The following is a 20,545-nucleotide window of genomic DNA, read 5'->3' as shown; positions in this document are numbered from 1 at the left end:
TTGATAAGAACTTGTTGGCATCCGTACATTGTTCGACCCTCAATGTTTGTTGATTTCAAAAGTATAGTTGAGATATGATTTACTTGTCAATAGCAGCCACGAAACAACATGAAGACAACACTGGAATATTGAAGATCCGCATCACGGTTAAATATCAAGGCGAATAAATTCGCGGTTGGCACTTCCTGTCTAAAGCCAAGTGGCTTCCGTGCCGGCGATTTTCTTGTGATTCCCATTGTCTAAGGAAGGAGATACTAACCGGTTGACAAAATCCACTAACGTAGCTAATTCTTTTCTTTAAAAAGGCAAAGCCTTTAGTGGTGAAACGGCTGCACTCTCTATCTCTTTAAAATCTGACACCAGGGATTTAAGCTAACTCCTGGAAGCAACACGAATAATCAATTCAAGGGCTTATAGGCCAGAAATTCAATGTCTTCGATCGCCTTTCCTGACTCTCTAACCCAAAAGGTATTGGTATGCCGCATAAAGTTTTTCCATGCCGCCGGAGAATAGGCATACATAGGCTTACGCATGTAATAGATGTCAAATCCTAACTCGCTGATTATATCTACCATACCTGGAAGATCTGGCATTACCAGGCAGTAGATTCGGTTTAACTCCCGTAGATCTTTAGCATGTAACTCCAGTAACTCAGGGCAAGAACGGTGATCAACGGCGTAAAAATCCTTGATATAGAGAAAGCCACCCGGTTTAAGGACCTTTTTAGCCTGTTCTAAAGCTCGACGATAATCTTCAGCATGGCATAAGGATTCCAGAAATAGGACTCGGTCAAAACTGTTAGCCGGATACAACTGAGCCAGGTGATGAAAATCGCCCTGCCTGACATTAATCTGGTGTTCCAATCCCTTAGCTTTAATGCGTTTTTGAGATTCCTCAACCTGCACCTGGGCAAGGGTGAGGGCTTCAATATTTAAGTTAAACTGTTCAGCAAATCTAATGGCTGGTCCACACACTCCACAACCCGCGTCTAAGACCCTAATCCCATCTTCTAACCTGGCGGATTGAATCAAATACTCAAGCAATTCGTCCGTAGAGGTGGGTCTTGATCCCTGAAAAACCTCTCCAAAACCTTCGATATAGCTACGGGTCCATTTTTCGTAGTAGCGTTTAACATCGGCAACGGTATGTTGGTTAACAGGGGAACGTACATCCCGAACCACCTCGGACGGCTGGGAAATGTTCCGCGTTGACCGAGACTGCGCCCTAAGTAACCGCTTGACAGTGGCAGTGATGCGGCTCAGTAAGGGTGGTATCTTGGCTGTTTGGGGTTGTACCTCCTGCGGTGGACCATTTAATAACCGCGTAGCCGCATCCATGAGGATAGGCTCTGCAGCTAATTCCTCAGAGATCGGGATAGGATAGTGAACTTCCCGGTACATTTCCTGCTCTTTCTGAAGCAGGTTAGCAAATTCTACCGGAGAAACATAGTAACTATCTGGATAAAGTTCTTGGCGCAGTTGGGCTGCATTCCCCATGCGCTCTTGAAACTCTTCAAACCCGTAGGGACGATTCTGATTAGGAATAATTTTAAGTAGCTTTAGATCCCCAGGTCGTGGTACGGGTCTACCAAATTCTTCTTCAAAAAATTTATCTGTCCCTTCATAGATTTCAAACTGTTGAGGAGACCTGGAGTCAAAATGAATATGAACAGCAATTGCTTCTCTAGGAATACAGGTGCAATGAACCGCGTAACGGGCAGAATTTGTCAAATTCTGGGGTGACCAATGGAGTAAACTATCTTCAAAAATCACCCCATGCCCAGCTTTTGATGGCAGGGCAATGGAATACTTTTCACGAATATTTCGCTTATAGTCTCGACAAAAAAGAGCCGTCTCGGAAGGATAGTCAATAACCTCTGGGAAGATTTTATGGCTCTCCGGAACAACACAGAGGGTGCCATTAGATAGGTCTGTATCCAGCAATGGACACCAGATATCGATGATCCAGTGCTTTAAATCCTCCACTACGGTTGGATGATAATGAATATCCAGCCAGCCACCCCTTGGAGCTTTAACGAATAGCCCGCAGTAGAGAATCCGGTAGTCATCCAGTAGATCCTCGATATGGGGCGATAAAATATTCTGTATAATCTTAGGACCAATCGCACGGACTTCCTCCGATTGATCTGTGTAACTGTTGGCGACATAGGACTGGGAAATATTGGCTTTATCGGGAGAAAACCTACTTTCAGGATAGGCTTTCTGAGTCTCCTCTAGCAAATAACTAACTTCCGAGTCTAGTAGCAGTGGTTGCTGAATATACCCTCTCTTGAGGAGCAGGTGGTTTAGGTCCTTGTCTCGAATAACTTGACGCATATCTATTTCCCGAAAGTATTAGTTTATACCTAATCAAATTTATGGGTAAGGTTAGCTAGGTTTGAAATTCAACAAAACATCGATTTCCTAATTGTATTACAATTTTCCATTCTCTCTTTAAACTCCTCAAAGGTGTAGGAAGGATTTTTATTAGGCAAAATTGCCAGCAGTTTCAGGTTATCATGCTCGGTTGAAGGTGTGCGTTCAATAAAAAACTGATCGGTGACTTCATAGATTTCAAATTTAGAATCCCCTGGATTAAGATAAATATAAACGGCTGTTGCTTCCCTGGGAATACAGGTACAGTGAATCGCATAGCGGGGTGAATCTGTCAAATTTTGTGGAGACCAGTGGAGCAAACTGTCTTCAAACAGAATAGCTTCTCCGGCTTTTGCCGGTATCGCCACCGAATACTGATGACGAATCTCCTCAGCATAGCCTTGGTAAAAAGGAGGATCTTGGGGAGAGCAGTCAATAATCCTGGGAAAGATTTTATGACTTCCGGGAACAGCACAAAATGTACCGTTGGAAAAATCGGTTTCCTGTAAAGGACACCAGATATCAATAACCCAGTGTTTTAGATCTTCAACAGCAGTTGGGTGATAATGCAGATCAAACCATCCACCCTTTGGGGCCTTAACAAATAATCCACAGGCAAGAATACGGTAATTCTCCAGCAGGGTGTCTAGGTGGGGGGACAGGGTTTCCCGGATAATTTGAGATACCTGTTCCCGCAGGGCTATATCACTAGCCAGATAGCTCGTCGTAATGTCAGGATCAGAAGATTCATCTGCTTTGGGTAGAAACATACTTTCGGGATAAAGCTTACGAACCTCACCCAATAAATACTGAATTTCCGATGCTGATAAAAGCTGATGCTGAACATAGCCCTTCTCAATCAGATGGGAGTTTTGACTCTGATTCGAGATTATATTTCGCATGGAATTTCCTCGGAGTTAAAAAGTTGTTTTCTGGCGTAGATCTGATGACGAATCTCATTCCCTTGTTTGAGTAATTGAATGAACTCTGCTTCGGATATGGAGCGATTTTTGTTCTCTACAAATCCCAGACTCCTGCGCGGATGTTGGCGCACAGCATGCTCGTTTAGCTCCTCCGTCAGATAGAATTCTGGAGAGATTTCGAATTTCTCAAATCGTTCTGGATGCTGCTTGTCACGTAGGTATAGAACGGGAGTCTTGTTCTTTGGGAAAGCCGTAATCTGGACAGCGATGCGGGGCCTACTCGAGTTATTGGCTGGCGTCCAATGAATTAAGGACTCATCAAAGATCAGACCTTCCCCAGCCTTCAATATCATAGGCTGAAGATACTTTTCTACCAGGGCGTTTTCGAAGTCTTTGAAGTAGGGGAAACCAACGGCCGCTTCTATACTTTCTACATGGGGAAGAATTTTATGGCTACCAGGAACGAGATGCAGGGTACCGTTATGGGCATCCACATCCTGTAAAGGGCACCACAGTGTAACGCTGGTATCATCTAAATCTAGAACTGGCCAGTTCTGGTGAATTCTCAACATCCCTGTGTAGGGAGGCTTGATAAAAAAGTTACAGGACAGGATTTCAAAATCGGGCATGAAACCCTTTAAATAGGGCTCAAAGATATCTTTTATCAGATCGAAAGCCTTCTTTCTATAATCCAAGTTTTTATCAAGGGACGTGCAATGGTAGGTAATATAGTACTTTTTGTCCAGGTGGGGATTAAAGCTATCATGGGGGCATAGCTTATTAATTTCACCTAGTAGGTAGTTTACTTCCAGGTTAGAGAGTATGGGGGCCTGGATATATCCAGTAGACAAGAACTGTTTTTGTAATTCCAGGTCTGCAAATAAACGATTCACTGACTGCTCCTTTTGTTGTTTTGGGGCTTCCTTGCCCCTATTTTTTTACACCCTTATTTTCTCAAATTATTGCCACATCTCATCTTCAACCCGCTTGTCACCCGGTAAGGAGGTTTCTACATCAATCTGGCTGGCAAGAAAAATCTTTGAGGACAGGGACTTTGCGATATTTCCGTGGGAACATCCTTCTCCAGGGATGTGGAAATCTAGCGGCCTATCTGACCAACCCTGGTTCCATAGCGAAAAGGAAGTACTTTCATCGATCAAACAGAGTTTTACCAGGTAACTGCCAGGTATCAGGGGCAAAGATGGGATTGCCATCGTCAGTTTTTGTAAACCCGGGGATAAAACCACCGCATCGCTGATAGATACTGCGATCGCATGGGAACCCTGCTGAGGGAAAATGGCAGCTAGCCCGTTCAGCCTGATTGGGGATCGGTGGACAACCAAGGTGAAATCTATTGTAGCTGATCCGTGCCTTGCCTTAGGGATCGGTGGTTGATAGGCAATGGCCGTACTTTCTACCTCAAAGAGGAGGCAAGCGCTGGCATCACTAGCCGCCTGGATTGGGAACTGACCCGCAGTAGACAAAGTAGGGTCTTGGTGTGAAGCTGATTCAGCGCCATCTAGCACCAGATCGATGGCATTTACAATCGAACCATCGAAGTGAATGCAACCCTGGTTGAGGATAATGCCACGCTCACAAGCCGCCTGCATTTGATAAGGATTATGGCCAACGAACACTACAGCCCCGCCCTGTTGGCGAAACCTTTCTACCAGTCGCAGGCACTTATTTTGGAAGGACAAATCGCCTACGGCCAGTACCTCATCCACCAGTAAGAGGTCGGGGTTACCGTGCACCGCTACCGCAAACCCCAGCCGAGCCCGCATGCCGGTGCTGTAGTGCTGAACCGGGCTATCAATAAAGTCGCCTAGATCGGCAAAAGCCAGGATATCCTCCATTTGACGACGTAATAACCCTGGGCTGTAGCCATGGAGCAGGGCCTGGAGACGGATATTTTCCCGACCCGATAGATTGGGGGCAAAAGCTGAGCCCAACTCGATGATCGCACCAATGCGTCCCCTCACTCGAACGTGTCCGACTGTGGGCCGATAAATTCCAGCAATTAACTTCAGTAGGGTGCTTTTGCCAGCGCCGTTATTGCCTAAAATCCCCAATGACTCCCCGGCCTTGAGGGAAAAACTAACATCACGTAGGGCCCAAAACTCCCCAGGTCTTAGCTGTCCGGCCCGATCACCCTGGGATGGCATGAGTTGCTGGAAGATGTCATAGACCCCATACCGCAAAGCATGGCGCATGCTGCGGGAAAACCGCTGGCTAACGCCCTTAATCTCTAGTATACTGCGCTCACCCATCAGCCAGCCCTCACGGCGAGATGGGGACGGGCCAGCCTCAAAAAGACTAAAGCCAGAATGGCCACCCCCGTAGATATCAAACTGGCCAGGATGGTCTGGAAGGACATGGAAACCCGGCCTATCAAAAGAGTCTCGCGGGCAGCAACCAGTAACACAGCCACAGGGTTCCACTCCACCACTAGCTTGCCTATTCCCTCCGTGGGCATGGGATAAACAATGGGAATTAGGAAAAACATCAGTTGCAGGCATAAATTGGTGCCTTGTCCAATATCCTCATAAAGTAATCCGATGGGGGCTAGTAGTAGGCCCACCCCACCACCTAACAACAGTAGGCTTGCCATCAGAGGTAGCGAGAATAGGATGGTCGAGAGGGTGCCAAAACCAATCAGCCTCAGCACCACCAAGAGAACACCCATGCTGAGGGCAAACTCAACGACGGCTTCAGCCCAACCCGCCAGGACGATTGCCTCCCATGGGAAGTGATATTTACTAAATAGGTGCCGAAAGGCAGAAAGATGGGATAGGGAGCTATTAAGTTGTCGGGAAAACCCCTGCCAGAGAAACACCCCTGTGACTACATAGGGCCCGTAGGGAATATTGGTCTCTGGAATGTGGAAATTCCCGCTACGTTTCAAGAAAATCCATGTACCAGCTAATACCAGAGGCGACAAAATCAACCATAGATAGCCCAATTGACTATTGCGGTGGCGAGCCACCATATTACGAACAAAAAGTTCCCAGCTCAGACGAAACGTGATACTGATTTTTTCATACTTCATATACTAGGTTACCTACCAAACAGAGCAGTAATAATATCACATAACTGACGCACCAGGTTAAGGCTGTGTTCAATCAGGAGTTGAGATTAGTCCAGGGTCTAGTTTTTTGTGAACTCTTCATATCCTCATAATAGGAACGTTCTGTGTTCACATCCCATAAGTCGTGATTCTCTCCTAAAATATTTTTCGCGGCTAATAGTCCTGTTAACATGGAATGGTCTTGATTATTATAACGGTGCATCCCATTACGTCCAATACTTTGGAGATTATTAAAAGTTTTTAAATAGTCTTGAATGACCTGTAAATTGTGTCTATATTCCTCATCGTAAACAGGATAGGCTTTTAATTGTCTAATTACCGTCCCATCTTCGATTTTATTTATATTTTGTAATAGAGATAAACCTACAATTTCTCTACTGGCAAAATCAATTAATTCACTATCTGACATTGACCAAAGTTGATCGCCTTGATTACAAAAATATTCCATCCCTACACAGGTTTTACTTCTATCTGGAACCATCGCCAGACTCCAATTTTTGAAATTTTGTATCCTTCCTACACAAAACGCTGGACTATGAACATAAATCCAGTTATCAGGAAATAAATCAACCTCATTAATTATTAAAGCCACAATCAAAAAATCTCGATACTTCAAATTGCCTGCTGCTTGCAAAACTGCTTTTGGTGCTGGTGGATCTAACGCTAATATTAAACCAGTTAGTGGCATACTAGAAACAAACTGGTCAGCTTCTAAATCAAAAGTTTTATTTTCCTGTTGTACAGTAATTTTTTTAATCCGATGATCTCGGTGGTAAACCTGATGTACTACCGTAGAAAAATAAGTCGTTCCCCCTTTATTGGAGATTATTTCTTGGCATTTTTCCCACATCATCCCCGGTCCTAATTCTGGATAGTAAAATTCCTTAATTAAGGATTTAATTTGTTGTGTTTTTTTCAAACTATTAATAATTGTTGTTGTTAATGACATTCCTTGAATCCTTTGTGCCGCCCAATCTGCTCTAATTTTTGTACAGGGAATACCCCAAACTTTTTCAGTATAACTTTTAAAAAAAGTTTCATATAACCTTTTACCAAAGCGGTTACACACCCACTGTTCAAAATTTTCTTCTACCGGATCAGGTTTGATTTTAGCTTGTAAGTAACTAAGTAATACTAGGAAACTTTTAATGAATCCTAGGTTTGATAAAGCGTCAGTTACTTCTAAGGGATAGTTAAAGAATTTGCCATTGTAGTAAATGCGCGATAGTCTATCAACTTTTTGAAAGTTGTTACCCAATATCTCTACCCAAATTTGCTGAATTTCTTCAACTTTAGTGTAGAACCTATGACCGCCAATATCAATGTGATATCCCTTATATGTTTCCGTACGGGAAATACCCCCAACTTTATTAGTTTGTTCCAGTATAATTGGATAAACCCCCTGATGAACCAGATGGTAAGCTGTTGTTAATCCAGCAGGTCCAGCACCGATAATTAACACCTTCTTTTGATTAGCTTGTAGCAAAACAAATTCTTCTCCGTAACTTTTATAAATTTGTTGAGTAAGCTGTCGTGCATTTAAACTGCACTTTTTAGTGGCTGTAATCGTTTACAGGTGTAGACTATATGAGAAATTTAGATGACGAACAGCTTTTGTCCCGTGACAATTCAAGTTTTCCATCCAGTATTTTTGGAGAATTTTAACAAAAATATACCCACTACAAAGGCTAAACCACTGTAAAAATAGTACAACCAATGCCAAAATAACACGCCAAACGTAAATAAAACACCTCGCTTTTCAACGAAAAAGCGGTAAGCTGCCGCATTAACACTTACTAGTACTATACATATAACGGCAGCAAAAATAAATAGTTCCCACTGCCACCAACAAGCAACTAAACTCAATAGAAACAAGTAAACTAGAACTACACTTAGCCGACTTGACCAACCAAGATTCAGATCGGAAGGCATTTTCCCCTGGCGGAGTATCAATTGAGTCCAGGGTAAAGCGCGATCGCACACATCCGCTTTAATTAAAGATATAATTTCCCACCGTTTCAAGTGTTTTACTTGCAATGACTTAACTAGTTTAATTTTGTACCCTGCTGCTTTTAAACGATAACCTAACTCAATATCTTCCACACAAGGACGACGATAACCTTCATCAAAACCACCTATAGCCAAAAAGACATCACGGCGAATCGCACCGCAAGCTCCCCAAAAAGTGAAAGCATCCTCATTGGCATTTTGATGGGTATAGTGGTGAAAAAGGTTTTTGTATTGAGAAAGAAAATTACTTGCTCCTGGAGCATCATCATAGGAACCAATCAATGCTGCTAGATTTACATCTTCTTCAAAGGTAAATTTGACCCGATTGATTGTGTCTGGAGCTATGGCTACATCAGCATCCACAAAAAACAGGATATCTCCTTGAGCTGCATTTGCCCCTAAATTTCTCGCTTGTGCAGGTCCACTCTTTTCCTTGACTCTCATAACTTTAGCACCCCAGTCTGTTGCTACTTGCCAAGAATTATCTGCATCGCCATCAGCCACTACAATAACTTCTCTGGGACGAATTTGGGATATGCTAATACTTGACAAACACTGGCGGAAACTGTCACCACCATTGTGAACAGGAATGATCACCGAAATTGATAGCTCTGTGAACAAATTCATGTTTTTATATTTATATATATAGAAAATTTCAGTATCGCATACAACATATCTTTTGGTATTTTTCTAAAAATCTATCTACGTAAATATCATGACTATACTGAGTTTTAGCGACTTCTCTTGCTCTTTTACCCATCCGTTCTGCCCATTCCCGATTGTGTAGTATCTGCAACAACGCAGCAGCTAATGCTTTATAGTTTTTAGATGGTACTACTAAGCCAGTATCATTATTTTTAACAATCTCAGGCAGACCACCAGATGCACTGACTACTACTGCGGTTCCACGCATCATAGCTTCAATCACAACTGTACCAAAGGGTTCCGGCCACAGAGATGGAACTACCTGTACCCACGCGGTAGAGAATAATTTCTCTGTTTCCAGTCGTGACACTAATCCAGGCATAAAAACATTAGCGGTAATATTTAAGTCATTGATTTTTTGTTTTAAAGCTTCTCTTTCAGATCCATCTCCCACCAGCAATAACTTTGCTTCTGGTATTTGATGCACTACCAAAGCAAAAGCTTTTAACAATACCTCTGCACCCTTTTCTTTGACTAGTCGTCCGGCAAATGCTACTGTTGGTGGTGATCTCAGGGGGGGACGTTGGGGTTGAATTGGTGTGCCATGCCAAACTATCTCAACGGATTTAATTCCTGCCTTCATTAAATGTTCTTTTACAGCTTGACTAGGGGCTATAAATAAGTCGAAGGCATTACACCAACGTTGCCACAATTTCATTTGAAGCATTAATGGCAACCAATCCCATAAAGGTAAGCAATGATTCTGATAACAAGCCATACCCATTTTTACTTGGCAAGCTGTTCCATTAGGTAGGATTTTAGTACCAGTGGGACAAATAGACCGATACCAAACTGCATAGTAAAGACTGGGGATATTTTGGAGTAAAGGTAGTATTAACGGTGAAAGTTGAGTTAAAAATAGTGTTACGTGAACCACATCAGGCTGAAATTCAGCCAGGATTTGTTTTAACTTCCTAAAAGCCCAAAAGTTAGCTGTTTGCAATAAGGTACGAAAACTAGATGTTGTGCCAAAACAATGGTAATCTGCTTGGCTTTGGGCATTCAGAGGACGAGCAGAACTAGCAAGTAGACGGGCATCGTGACCGCGCGATCGCAATCCATCTCTTAGTGCGATGGTCAATATTTCTGCCCCCCCTGTTGGTGTGGCATAATCAGTAATTAGCAAAATTTTCATGAATTCACCGACAGAAAATCGTTTTTAGTAAAAAATTCTAATGCCAACCCTACGCTTTGTAAAAATTCTCTTCGCTCTATTTTCATAAAATTTTTTTTAGTGATGGTAAACTAAATATTTTCCAATTTGGTTTTAAAAAACCCGCAAATGTTAGCTAATTGTGAGATAAATAATAAACCAGAAAGAAATATTTTGGACAGGTAATGATATTTTTTCCCGAATGGATAAAGTAATAACCGCCAGTAAAAGTGCAATGGCTCAACCTTTATGGATACTTGATTACGCTGAGACCGAATTTGATGATAATAAAATGCACCACAGCCATAATTAAAATGTTGTCGCCAAAATTTCGGTAAATTTAGATCATGGAAATGGTAGACCATTGCCTGAGGAACATAATGTAAAGAATATCCATGAAATAGCCAGCGATCGCAAAATTCCCTGTCTTCTCCAGCTGCTGAAGGAAAAGTAATATCAAATTGACCCAGTTGGTTAAATAAGTCCCTAGCAACAGCAAAATTATTAGAAGCGAAAAATTTAGGTTGCGCAGAATCTATATTGTAATACTCATAAATATAATCAATAAGTAATTGACTAGCTGTAGAATAAGAATTTTTTGGCAAGCCGTTGATTGTTTTTCCCCCTAAAAGGGCAATCGGGAACTGAGAGAAGGCGTTTTCTAGGGTATAGAGCCAATTAGGATCGGGAGTACAGTCATCATCAGTAAATGCTAAGTATTGACCTTTTGCTACATTAGCACCCGTATTCCTAGCTTTAGCAGGTCCTGAGTTTTGTTGACAAATTAGGGTAAGATTTAGTTGAGCTTGATAGGTTTGAACAAAACTATCTAAAGAGTTGTAACTTCCGTCGTCAACAATAATAACTTCAAATTGATGATTTGGGTAGTGCAGACCAGCTAGGGAGTCCAAACAATTTTTTAATTTTTCATGACGATTATAGGTAGGAATAACAATGGAAAAGCTTAGCATATATTTTTTTTTGAACGCAAAAATTGGCGTTGCATATTTGCGGGATAAAATAGTGTCCGAAACCATTAAAAAATGGTTGAAAATTTGGGTAAATCATCCCATAATTCAGCAATGCCTGGGGTTCTATATTTGGGGAATGAGTTGGCGTTTGAAACCCTGAAATTGAGACAGAGAAATCCTCACCATTCGACCCTTGTAGCTACCTTGGGTAGGCGGGTCTGGTTTGTACGAACTGAGATTATGTAGACCGTCAAAGCTCAGTACATCATTGTTGACTTTATTATGTTATATGTGTTACGTTACAGTTACTTACATGGTACACAAATAATTTATCAAACTTTGTTGAGTAAGTCAAGCTATGATCGCGGTTAGTTTACATTTCTTTAAAATTAGTTCTCCATAAAACAGGTGCAAAAATGGAATAAAATGAGCTCGCGGAGCCAGATATAGCCCCAAAACGCCTACTCACCCGTCACTTTTGCCCATCAATCCTATCATAACGGTTATGGAAAAAGCTATTAAGCAGTTCTGTTTCACTCATATTTATCATGGATTATGAAATCAACGAATATTCAACATACAGAACATCTTGTGTCCCCATTTGATCGTTGTTTAAAGAATGGTCACCGAAATGGGATTCTATGGTTTACTGGACTATCAGGATCAGGTAAAACAACTCTAGCTTTCGAATTAGAGCGGATTTTGTTCCAAAAGGGCTGGTATACTTTTGTCCTTGATGGTGACAATATGCGTCATGGATTATGTGCTGACCTAGGATTTTCTGCTGCTGATCGCGCAGAAAACATGCGTCGCGTTGGCCAGGTGGCCAAACTCTTTGCGGAGTCAGGTTGTCTAGTCATTACTGCTTTCATTTCACCTTACAGGAAAGACCGGGAGCAAATCCGGATTCTGTCCGGAGATCTATTTCATGAAGTATATATTGCAACTCCACTGGAAATTTGTGAACAACGTGACCCCAAGGGACTCTATGCAAAAGCACGCTGTGGAGAAATTGAGTCCTTTACGGGAATCAGCGCCCCCTACGAACCACCCAAAGCGCCAGATTTACGGGTAGAAACTTCTCAACTTTCTGTCGAGGAAAGCTTAGAACAGCTAATCGAATACGTGGTAAATAATTTTACTCTTACCCAGTAGTTGAAACCTTTGTAGTATTTCTCCTAGAATGGTAGAACTCGGAAAAACATCTATATCCGTTAATCAAATAAAATTAATTTTTAACGCAAAAAGGTATATATAATGGACTTACTCGAGTATCAAGTTAAGGAGTGGTTTAACAAGATAGGAATTCCCGTATTACCATCTCAAAGAATTGACCACCCCACAGATTTAAAAAAGTTAAAAATCCCCTACCCAATTGTGCTGAAATCCCAGGTGTATGCCAACGATCGCTCACAGGTTGGCGGAGTCAAAATTGTAGAAACGACCATTGATGCCATTGCAGCTGCTCAAAGTATATTTAGCTTGCCCATTGGTGGAGAACTACCAAAAGTTTTATTAGCGGAGAGCAAGTATAATGCTCAAGAAGAATTCTACCTAGCAGTAGTTTTAGATACAGTTATTAGTCGTCCTGTACTTTTAGGCTGTAGATACATAGATTGGCAGTCTCCCGGAGAGAACATGCAATACGTGGTTGTGGAACAAGAGTTTTCCCCATTTTATGCCAGAAGACTAGCATATCTCATGGGTTTGAGGGGCGGACTAATGCAGTCCGTCAGCGACATTGTGACAAAAATGTATCATTTGTTTTTGCACAAAGACTTAGATTTAGTGGAAATTAATCCTCTTGGCGTAAGTTCGTCTTGTCAAGTAATGACACTTAATGGCAAAATTAGAGTTAATGAAAGGGCTATTAATCGTCATCCAGACATAGCTGACATAGCAAGTAAAATAGCACGGGATCCCGGGAGCAAAAGAATAAATGGCATGTTGGTTGATATGCTGGGTAGGAATAACCAAGGGGAAATTGGCATATTAGCCAACGGTACTGGTTCCGCTTTAACCACTTGGGATGCAGTGGTAGCTGCAGGAGGTAAACCTGCTGTCTCCTTAAATTTACGACATTCTTGGTTGAACCACACAGAACCGACAAAATTTAGTCAACGCATGGAAACTGGACTAAGGGTTTTGGCTGCTGATCGCAATATTCAGGTGATTCTCATTAATTTGCTGGGTACTATTCCTGAACTCTCGGAAGTACCAAGAGTGATGACTGATTTTATGGCATTACAATTGGAAGAACTTAGATGCTTTTTAAATACTCCTCAGAAAACCCTCCCCCAGCGCTTACCCAAAATAGTCATGCGCCTAGCTGGTAATGATTTTCAAGTGGCCAGGAAGTCATTACTGTCCATCCTACAAGTTCAAAGCGAAAATTTCATCTTGGTTGAAAATTTGGATGTAGCTGTTAAGGAAGCAGTAAGTTTAACCAAATCACAAGTGTATAGAAAATAGCTGTACTAACTTTCTTTAAAGAAATTTTCTAAGTTTAATAAGGAGTTTATGAACTTAAAGCCAGATAGTAAAGTTTTAATTCAAGGTTTTTCGGAGTTGATATCCACAACCCATATTGACCAAATGAAATCATACTATGGCACTAATTTGGTCGCTGGCGTTGATCCCGGTCATGGTGGCATAATGGCACACAATTTGCCAGTTTTTGATTTAGTGGAAGAGGTGGTATCAAGTTTCGGGACAATTGATACAACAATTATTAGTGTACATCCCTATCAAGTGTTAGATGCTGCACTAGAGGCGATCGCTGCTAACATTTCCCAGATCATTATTATCTCCCCGGGGGTGCCACCTCTGGATATGGTGACATTGCTGAGGAAAACAGAAAACCACGAAATCCTAATTGTGGGGCCTAATAGTCCGGGGATTATTGTGCCAGGGAAGATTCTCCTGGGTACTCAGCCTAGTGAATTTTATACTCCTGGCAATGTAGGTATTGTCAGTCGCAGCAGTACCCTTACCTACGAGGTAGCTTGGGAACTAACTAAAGCTGGTTTGGGTCAGTCTATTAGCGTGAGTATTGGTAGTGATGCAATTGTAGGTTCTTCCTTTTCTCAATGGTTACAAATTCTAGATGAGGATGAAAATACGGAAGCAATAGTTTTAGTTGGTCAACCGGGAGGTGAAAGTGAGGAGGTAGCTGCCAAATACATATCCACAGCTATTGATAAGCCAGTTGTTGCTTATATTGCTGGTAGACATGCACCACCTTCTAAATCCTGGCACCAATCAGGCAACTTTGCCACTGTGGTCAAACGTGATCCTGATTTTGGCAGTGTTTCTACTAAGTTAAGCACCTTTAGTAATGCCCAAATACCTGTTGCCCAATATCCTCAGCAAATTCCCCAGTTGCTGGTAAAAGCCATGAAGTGCTAAGAATTGATGAATTTTCTGCAAATTTCTGGTAGTTTAAGTGGTTGAGCGGATATAACTGTGATACCATAACAGTTTTCACCCCATCAGGGACTTCCGACTACCGCAACTACTCCTATAATCAGGCCATGAACGGGACAGAACAAAAATTATCATCTAGGGATCTACTGCAACAAACTAACACATCAACTCACTATTGGGTATCAATGCCTAAACCAGAAAATCACCTATTTGAGGTGACTCTGCACATTGACAACTACCCCGGAATAGTCGTTGATTTGAAAATGCCCGTATGGACACCAGGGTCATACTTGGTGCGAGAATATGCTAAAAACCTACAGGATTTTACCGCATTTGCTGGTTCTAAACCTTTAAGGTGGAAGAAGGTTAGCAAAAATCACTGGCAAGTAGAAAAAGGTAAAGCTAATCAGGTCGTTGTACGCTATCGTATTTTTGCCCACGAACTGTCAGTACGTACAAATCACCTGGATGCTACCCATGGTTATTTTAACGGTGCAGGGATGTTTTTTAGAATCCCTGGTTGGGAACAAAAGCCAATTTACATTACTGTGGTCACACCTAATCCACAATGGCAAGTAACTACCGCCTTACCACTAGTTAACCAAGAGGCTAATACATTTTTAGCAGATAATTTCGATGCTCTGATTGATAGTCCTTTTGAAATCGGTAATCATCATTTACATCACTTCCAAGTAGGGAATAAACCTCATGAATTAGCAATTTGGGGGAAGGGAAATTATCAAATCAAACAGGTACTAGATGATTTACAAAAAATTATCACCCGTGAGGCACAAATATTCGGGGGGTTACCTTATGAAAGATATGTATTTATCCTCCACTTAAGCCATGATCTTTATGGAGGTCTAGAGCATAAAAATTCCTGTTCCTTAATTTATGATCGGCTAGGATTTAGGTCTAAGGAAAAATATGAAAGATTCATGCAATTGTTAGCCCATGAATTCTTTCATCTGTGGAATGTGAAAAGAATTCGTCCCCGGGAGTTACAGAGTTTTGATTATGACCAGGAGAACTATACACCTTCTTTATGGTTTTGCGAAGGAATTACCAGTTACTATGATTTACTAATTCCTTTTCAAGCAGGAATTTATGACGCCAGGTCTTATTTCCATCATTTGAGTCAGCAAATTACCCGATACCTCACAACTCCAGGGCGTTATGTCCAACCCCTGAGTGAATCTAGTTTTGATGCTTGGATTAAGTTATATCGTCCCTCTCCTAATAGTCGAAATTCTCAAATTTCTTACTATTTAAAAGGGGAAATGGTCGCCTTGTTATTAGATTTGCTCATTCGCGATCGCCATCAAAATACAGTTTCTTTAAATGATGTGATGGTGGAAATGTGGCGGAAATTTGGTACACAGAAAACTGGTTATACTACCCAAGATTTAAAAGAAGTCATTGAACAGGTAGCCCAAATAGATTTATCTGACTTCTTTAAACAATATATAGATGGTCTAGAGCATTTACCATTCCTCAAGTATTTAGAACCTTTTGGGTTGGCATTAGTCGAGCAATCCGAGTCCGCACCTTATCTGGGAATTAGGGTGGAACCGGAAAATGGACAGGAAACTATTAAGTTTGTGGAAGCTCACTCCCCTGCTAGTACAGCAGGATTAGATGTGGGTGATGAACTGTTAGCCATTGATGGGATTAAGGTAGGTATAAATCAACTAGGTCATCGGTTACAAGACTATCAACCCAAGGACACCATTGAAATAACGGTTTTTCACCAGGATGAATTGCGGAACTACAAGGTGACCTTGGGCAAACCACGTCCCAACAAATATCAATTACGTCCAGTGGAAAATCCTAGTACCAGTCAAAAAAACAACTTTCTAGGTTGGCTAGGAGTACCAATCACCACAACTCAGTGAGCATTGTGACTTGTTAAAACACCTGGCTGTTTCTGTAGGGGTAAAACGTTTAAAATGTCCGTCTGAGCACAATATTTTAAGTCCTCTGCACATTCTAGACGTAATAATCTTTTACCATGACTGGCTTGATGAAATAATCCTATTAAATTATCTTCCCATTGTTCATAAAGAGCGATCGCACTCGTAACTTCATCATTACCGGCAATTTGATCCAACTCTAAACCGGTTTTCTGCCAAATACTATGGGCGATCGCACCTGCACAAACAGTATCTTCCAGGGAGAAACTCCCCTCCCACCCCGAACCAACTATCCAGACGCTTTGGGGTTGTTTCTCTAATAAAAAATTGACTACTGCAGAGCGATTGATTAGGGCTGCTGCTAAAACAATTGGGGCATCTTCTATTCGTTTTAGGGCACGGGTGCCATTGGTGGTACTAATAAATAAACGTCTCCCTTCCACTAGTTCTGGTGTGCAATCCAGAGGGGAATTACCTAATTCAAACCCAGCTACCTTACCACCACCTCGTTCTCCAGCCCGTAATCGCTTTTGCGCAGGCCATTGTTCGCTAACCTCTGTTAGTTCGTTGAGGTCAGAAAAAACTTGTACCGCTTCGCCACCAGCAGCCAACACTGTAGCTATAGTGCTAGTGGCGCGTAGAACATCGACGGCGATCGCACATTCTGGTATTTCCCCTGTGGGGGTTAATTCTGGAGTATGATATACAAATATCTTCACGGACTAGATATACCTACCTTAATAATACTGGGGTAATTGTACCTCATCGGCGAAATTTCCCCAACGGACAAAGTGAAATGGCCCAGCGAGGGAACCCCAAACATGTTGATCGGTTTCTAAATCTCTTCCCCTATCCCAGCTGAGGAATTTTTGGTCGTCTATCTCAAATTTACTATCTAAATAGGTTTTTTGTCCCTTGCGAAATACTAGACAATTCTTACCGGGTTCCACAGTACCGGTAAAGCAACTACCAGTCCACTCCACCCGCATATTACAACCACATAGTTTTTCCAGGCGATCGGCAGTTAAATTTTGTAATTTACCCAAATCCCGAGATGACCCATAAAGATCCTTCTCGTCTTTGACCGTATAGTTTTCAATGATAATGTGCCCTTCTTCAACCAATAACTTTAATACTCGAACACGATAGGGATCTTTGAGATCATAATCATAAGCTTGTTCAACAAAAAGACTGACTCCAGATAGGAGAGAATAAGCTAGGGGACGCATACAGACACGAATATGGGCATATAGAGGCGGATTTTCAAAAGCCTGAGCTTGATTGCTGAAATCCGCTGCCATCCAACGAGCTAAGGTAATAAGATCTTGAGAATGGGTCATAGGATATGTCAATAGAACCACTTATAGTGTACATGGGGAGTGGGAAGAATCCTACCAAGTGGGTTGAATTTGGGGTAGACTATCCTGACTACCCTGGGACAAAACACGAGGAATCACTTCCTGGTAAATGGGATTGGCAATGGTTAGTCCACCCAAGGGACTGCGCTTTACCAAGCCTAAATCCAGCAAGAAACGGCGATCATCCTCCGGGGTATCGGGTAGATCGGATCCAGCTAACATGGGTTGAATAATGGCTTTGACCCGATCTTCCCGTAAGCGCTCTGCCAAACTATCTAAATGGGTATCCTGGCGCTGAATCAGGATTTCTTTGGTTCGGTTAATGACTTCAGCAGTAATGGGTTGGGTAATGTCTTTCACCAAAACCTGGGTAGCTTGACGAGCTAGGGCGTTGACTAACCACGGTTGTCCATCGGTTAAATAAAATGCCTGTTGAATGGCTTCCGGGGTAAACACCTGTCCCGTAGCTTGTGTATGTTGTAAGTAAAGTTCTTCTACTTCTGATAAAGTAAAATTATTTAGGGTTAAAGACTCAGCCTTGATATTGAAAGGACTTGACGTATTAAGTCGTTCACTTCCACCGGATTTAACCTTATAGTCCCGCACATCCCGCATGCCAATTAACCCTACCGAATGGGGAAAGCTATGGGGACGACGATTGTAACCTGAGCGTAATTGTCTGAGAACAGAAATCAATGTTTCATCTGCTAAAGCATCAATTTCATCCAGGAAAACCACTAGGGGACGAGTAGCAACCTTAGCCCAACTAGCTAATGCGGCTCCAATTTGCCGCCCTGTCCAGCAGTGTTAAAGTGTTTAGCCATGGTGGAGGTTTTGAAAAAATAACCTTAACAACTTTATTCTAGAACCTAAGTAGGTGGGTGGAATTAAATATAAGATGAACGTAGGTTGGGTTGAAGTATGAAACCCAACATTAATGATTTAAACAATAATGGCGATCTCGCGTACCCAGTGCTTCGCGACTAACTACGAATGACGGTAATGGTTCGTCCCCCCGGACTAATGACCTCCTCCGTACTAATTCTCTCTCCCATGGGTGGTAATCCCGCACGGCGATCAAAAATCACTAACCACCCTCTATCCAATCCTAACCCATCCAGGTATTTATCCAGTTGGGTCAAACCCTTGGTTAGGGGATCCAACTTTTCCCTCCGCACCTTTAACTCTATGCCCATCACTACCTTGCCATAGCGTAAACAAATATCCATTCTTCCAGAACCAATGGCATATTCCCGCTCTAACGTACCACCACCGTTTACTACTCGATGTAAAAATGCCATTAATACCAAATGGGGAGCAATCTCATGGTAGGGCGCACTTTTGAGCAGTGGTTCCCCATGTTGTCGCCAAAATTCCAGAAATGCTTCCAATAATTCATCGGGTAATAGCTCCCCCTGTTCATTTAACCAACGAGGTTCAATAACTCCAATGGAAGCCCTGGTTGTGTAACTTAACACCAAGGGTAGAACTTCCCGATAAATTGGATTGGCAATTTCCAAACCCTGTCCTCGGTCTCGACACAGTCCTAAATCCAGGACATAACGAATATCATCCTGGGGTACATCAGGTAAATCTTCACCCGCTAAAATTGGTTCAATAATGGTTTTGACTCTATCTTCCCGTAATCGCTCTGCTAAGCTGTCTAAATGGGTATCCTGGCGCTGAATCAGAATTTCTTTGGCTCGGTTAATGACTTCAGCAGTAATGGGTTGGGTAATATCTTTCACCAAAACCTGGGTAGCTTGACGAGCTAGGGCGTTGACTAACCACGGTTGTCCATCGGTTAAATAAAATGCCTGTTGAATGGCTTCCGGGGTAAACACCTGTCCCGTAGCTTGTGTATGTTGTAAGTAAAGTTCTTCTACTTCTGATAAAGTAAAATTATTTAGGGTTAAAGACTCAGCCTTGATATTGAAAGGACTTGACGTATTAAGTCGTTCACTTCCACCGGATTTAACCTTATAGTCCCGCACATCCCGCATGCCAATTAACCCTACCGAATGGGGAAAGCTATGGGGACGACGATTGTAACCTGAGCGTAATTGTCTGAGAACAGAAATCAATGTTTCATCTGCTAAAGCATCAATTTCATCCAGGAAAACCACTAGGGGACGAGTAGCAACCTTAGCCCAACTAGCTAATGCGGCTCCAATTTGCCGCCCTGGTTGAGATGGTGGCCAACGGGGTGGGTGGAGATTAGTTGGTAGGTATACACAAGCGGATTCTTGCCATTCATCCAAAATTGCACGTTCAGCCATACCCGGATCCCTGGAGAATGGTGCCCCTACTTCTAAAGAAAGCATCACGGCGATATATTCCCCACTATCAGTCAATTCTTGGGCTAGGGCTATCATAGCGGTGGTTTTGCCTACTTGTCGCGGTGCATGAATGATAAAGTAGTTTTCTCCATCAATTAGCGCTTTTAACTCCGGTAAGCGAGCGGTGGGGGAAAGCATATAGTGGATGTTGGCTTTACATGGTCCAGCAGTGTTAAAGTGTTTAGCCATGGTGGAGGTTTTGAAAAAATAACCTTAACAACTTTATTCTAGAACCTAATAAAGGCGAACTCCTAAGGGATCTTCATTGAAACCAGCTTGTGTAG

General features: G+C 42.2%; 16 protein-coding genes and 1 pseudogene. 4 read left to right on the top strand and 13 right to left on the bottom strand.

From position 1 onward, the window contains the following. Positions 1 to 398: 398 nt before the first annotated feature. The 9 genes from C6N34_RS04600 to C6N34_RS04560 form a co-directional block, all read right to left on the bottom strand. Entirely contained in the window at positions 399 to 2,336 is a 1,938-nt protein-coding gene (locus C6N34_RS04600; protein WP_115538302.1) for a methyltransferase domain-containing protein, read from the bottom strand. A 68-nt stretch (positions 2,337 to 2,404) separates the two neighbouring features. Then, on the bottom strand, positions 2,405 to 3,277 hold the full coding sequence (locus C6N34_RS04595; protein WP_115538301.1) for a phytanoyl-CoA dioxygenase family protein: 873 nt from the start codon (positions 3,275 to 3,277) through the stop codon (positions 2,405 to 2,407). After that, on the bottom strand, positions 3,265 to 4,191 hold the full coding sequence (locus C6N34_RS04590) for a phytanoyl-CoA dioxygenase family protein (protein ID WP_115538300.1): 927 nt from the start codon (positions 4,189 to 4,191) through the stop codon (positions 3,265 to 3,267). Before C6N34_RS04590 ends, C6N34_RS04595 begins: the two co-directional genes overlap by 13 nt. Positions 4,192 to 4,257: 66 nt before the next feature. Continuing rightward, positions 4,258 to 5,568: an ABC transporter ATP-binding protein gene (locus C6N34_RS04585; protein ID WP_115538299.1), complete on the bottom strand. Its 1,311-nt coding sequence runs from the start codon at positions 5,566 to 5,568 to the stop codon at positions 4,258 to 4,260. Beyond that, complete coding sequence (locus C6N34_RS04580; RefSeq protein WP_115538298.1) at positions 5,568 to 6,347, bottom strand: ABC transporter permease; 780 nt, start codon at positions 6,345 to 6,347, stop codon at positions 5,568 to 5,570. The genes C6N34_RS04585 and C6N34_RS04580 overlap by 1 nt, the downstream gene beginning before the upstream one ends. A gap of 73 nt (positions 6,348 to 6,420) precedes the next feature. Next, complete coding sequence (locus C6N34_RS04575) at positions 6,421 to 7,872, bottom strand: NAD(P)/FAD-dependent oxidoreductase (RefSeq protein ID WP_181884003.1); 1,452 nt, start codon at positions 7,870 to 7,872, stop codon at positions 6,421 to 6,423. 143 nt (positions 7,873 to 8,015) lie between these two features. After that, positions 8,016 to 9,023, bottom strand: coding sequence for a glycosyltransferase (locus C6N34_RS04570; protein ID WP_115538297.1), 1,008 nt, complete (start codon positions 9,021 to 9,023; stop codon positions 8,016 to 8,018). A gap of 28 nt (positions 9,024 to 9,051) precedes the next feature. After that, complete coding sequence (locus tag C6N34_RS04565) at positions 9,052 to 10,236, bottom strand: glycosyltransferase family 4 protein (RefSeq protein WP_115538296.1); 1,185 nt, start codon at positions 10,234 to 10,236, stop codon at positions 9,052 to 9,054. Positions 10,237 to 10,346: 110 nt separating this feature from the next. Beyond that, complete coding sequence (locus C6N34_RS04560; RefSeq protein WP_115538295.1) at positions 10,347 to 11,225, bottom strand: glycosyltransferase family 2 protein; 879 nt, start codon at positions 11,223 to 11,225, stop codon at positions 10,347 to 10,349. Between the two features lie 555 nt (positions 11,226 to 11,780). Between C6N34_RS04560 and cysC the strand changes: the two genes are divergently transcribed. The 4 genes from cysC to C6N34_RS04540 all read left to right on the top strand — a co-directional run bounded on the left by cysC (position 11,781) and on the right by C6N34_RS04540 (position 16,546). Next, on the top strand, positions 11,781 to 12,380 hold the full coding sequence (cysC, locus tag C6N34_RS04555) for an adenylyl-sulfate kinase (protein WP_115538294.1): 600 nt from the start codon (positions 11,781 to 11,783) through the stop codon (positions 12,378 to 12,380). Between the two features lie 102 nt (positions 12,381 to 12,482). Next, positions 12,483 to 13,697 (top strand): ATP-grasp domain-containing protein, encoded by a 1,215-nt coding sequence (locus C6N34_RS04550; RefSeq protein WP_115538293.1) that lies wholly within the window; start codon positions 12,483 to 12,485, stop codon positions 13,695 to 13,697. 48 nt (positions 13,698 to 13,745) lie between these two features. After that, positions 13,746 to 14,633, top strand: a complete 888-nt coding sequence (locus C6N34_RS04545; RefSeq protein ID WP_057178490.1) for a succinate--CoA ligase subunit alpha — start codon at positions 13,746 to 13,748, stop codon at positions 14,631 to 14,633. 125 nt (positions 14,634 to 14,758) lie between these two features. Continuing rightward, positions 14,759 to 16,546: a M61 family metallopeptidase gene (locus C6N34_RS04540; RefSeq protein ID WP_407928745.1), complete on the top strand. Its 1,788-nt coding sequence runs from the start codon at positions 14,759 to 14,761 to the stop codon at positions 16,544 to 16,546. Here C6N34_RS04540 and C6N34_RS04535 read toward each other — a convergent pair. From C6N34_RS04535 to C6N34_RS04520, 4 genes and pseudogenes are all read right to left on the bottom strand, one after another. Beyond that, a complete protein-coding gene (locus C6N34_RS04535; protein WP_115538292.1) occupies positions 16,540 to 17,283 on the bottom strand; it encodes a 2-phosphosulfolactate phosphatase family protein in 744 nt (247 codons plus the stop codon). The two genes, C6N34_RS04540 and C6N34_RS04535, sit on opposite strands and share 7 nt — an antisense overlap. 18 nt (positions 17,284 to 17,301) lie before the next feature. Continuing rightward, the gene (locus C6N34_RS04530; protein WP_115538291.1) at positions 17,302 to 17,904 is read right to left on the bottom strand and encodes a chromophore lyase CpcT/CpeT; all 603 of its coding nucleotides are present in this window, start codon (positions 17,902 to 17,904) and stop codon (positions 17,302 to 17,304) included. A 54-nt stretch (positions 17,905 to 17,958) separates the two neighbouring features. Next, positions 17,959 to 18,708, bottom strand: a pseudogene (locus C6N34_RS04525) (ATP-binding protein); the annotation flags it as partial. 197 nt (positions 18,709 to 18,905) lie between these two features. Next, positions 18,906 to 20,450, bottom strand: a complete 1,545-nt coding sequence (locus C6N34_RS04520; protein WP_141303564.1) for an ATP-binding protein — start codon at positions 20,448 to 20,450, stop codon at positions 18,906 to 18,908. Between the last annotated feature and the right edge of the window lie 95 nt (positions 20,451 to 20,545).

Source organism: Cylindrospermopsis raciborskii Cr2010, assembly GCF_003367075.2.
Lineage (GTDB): Bacteria > Cyanobacteriota > Cyanobacteriia > Cyanobacteriales > Nostocaceae > Raphidiopsis > Raphidiopsis raciborskii.
Note: the sequence above shows the minus strand (reverse complement) of the source record. Positions and strands in the feature narration are given on the sequence as shown.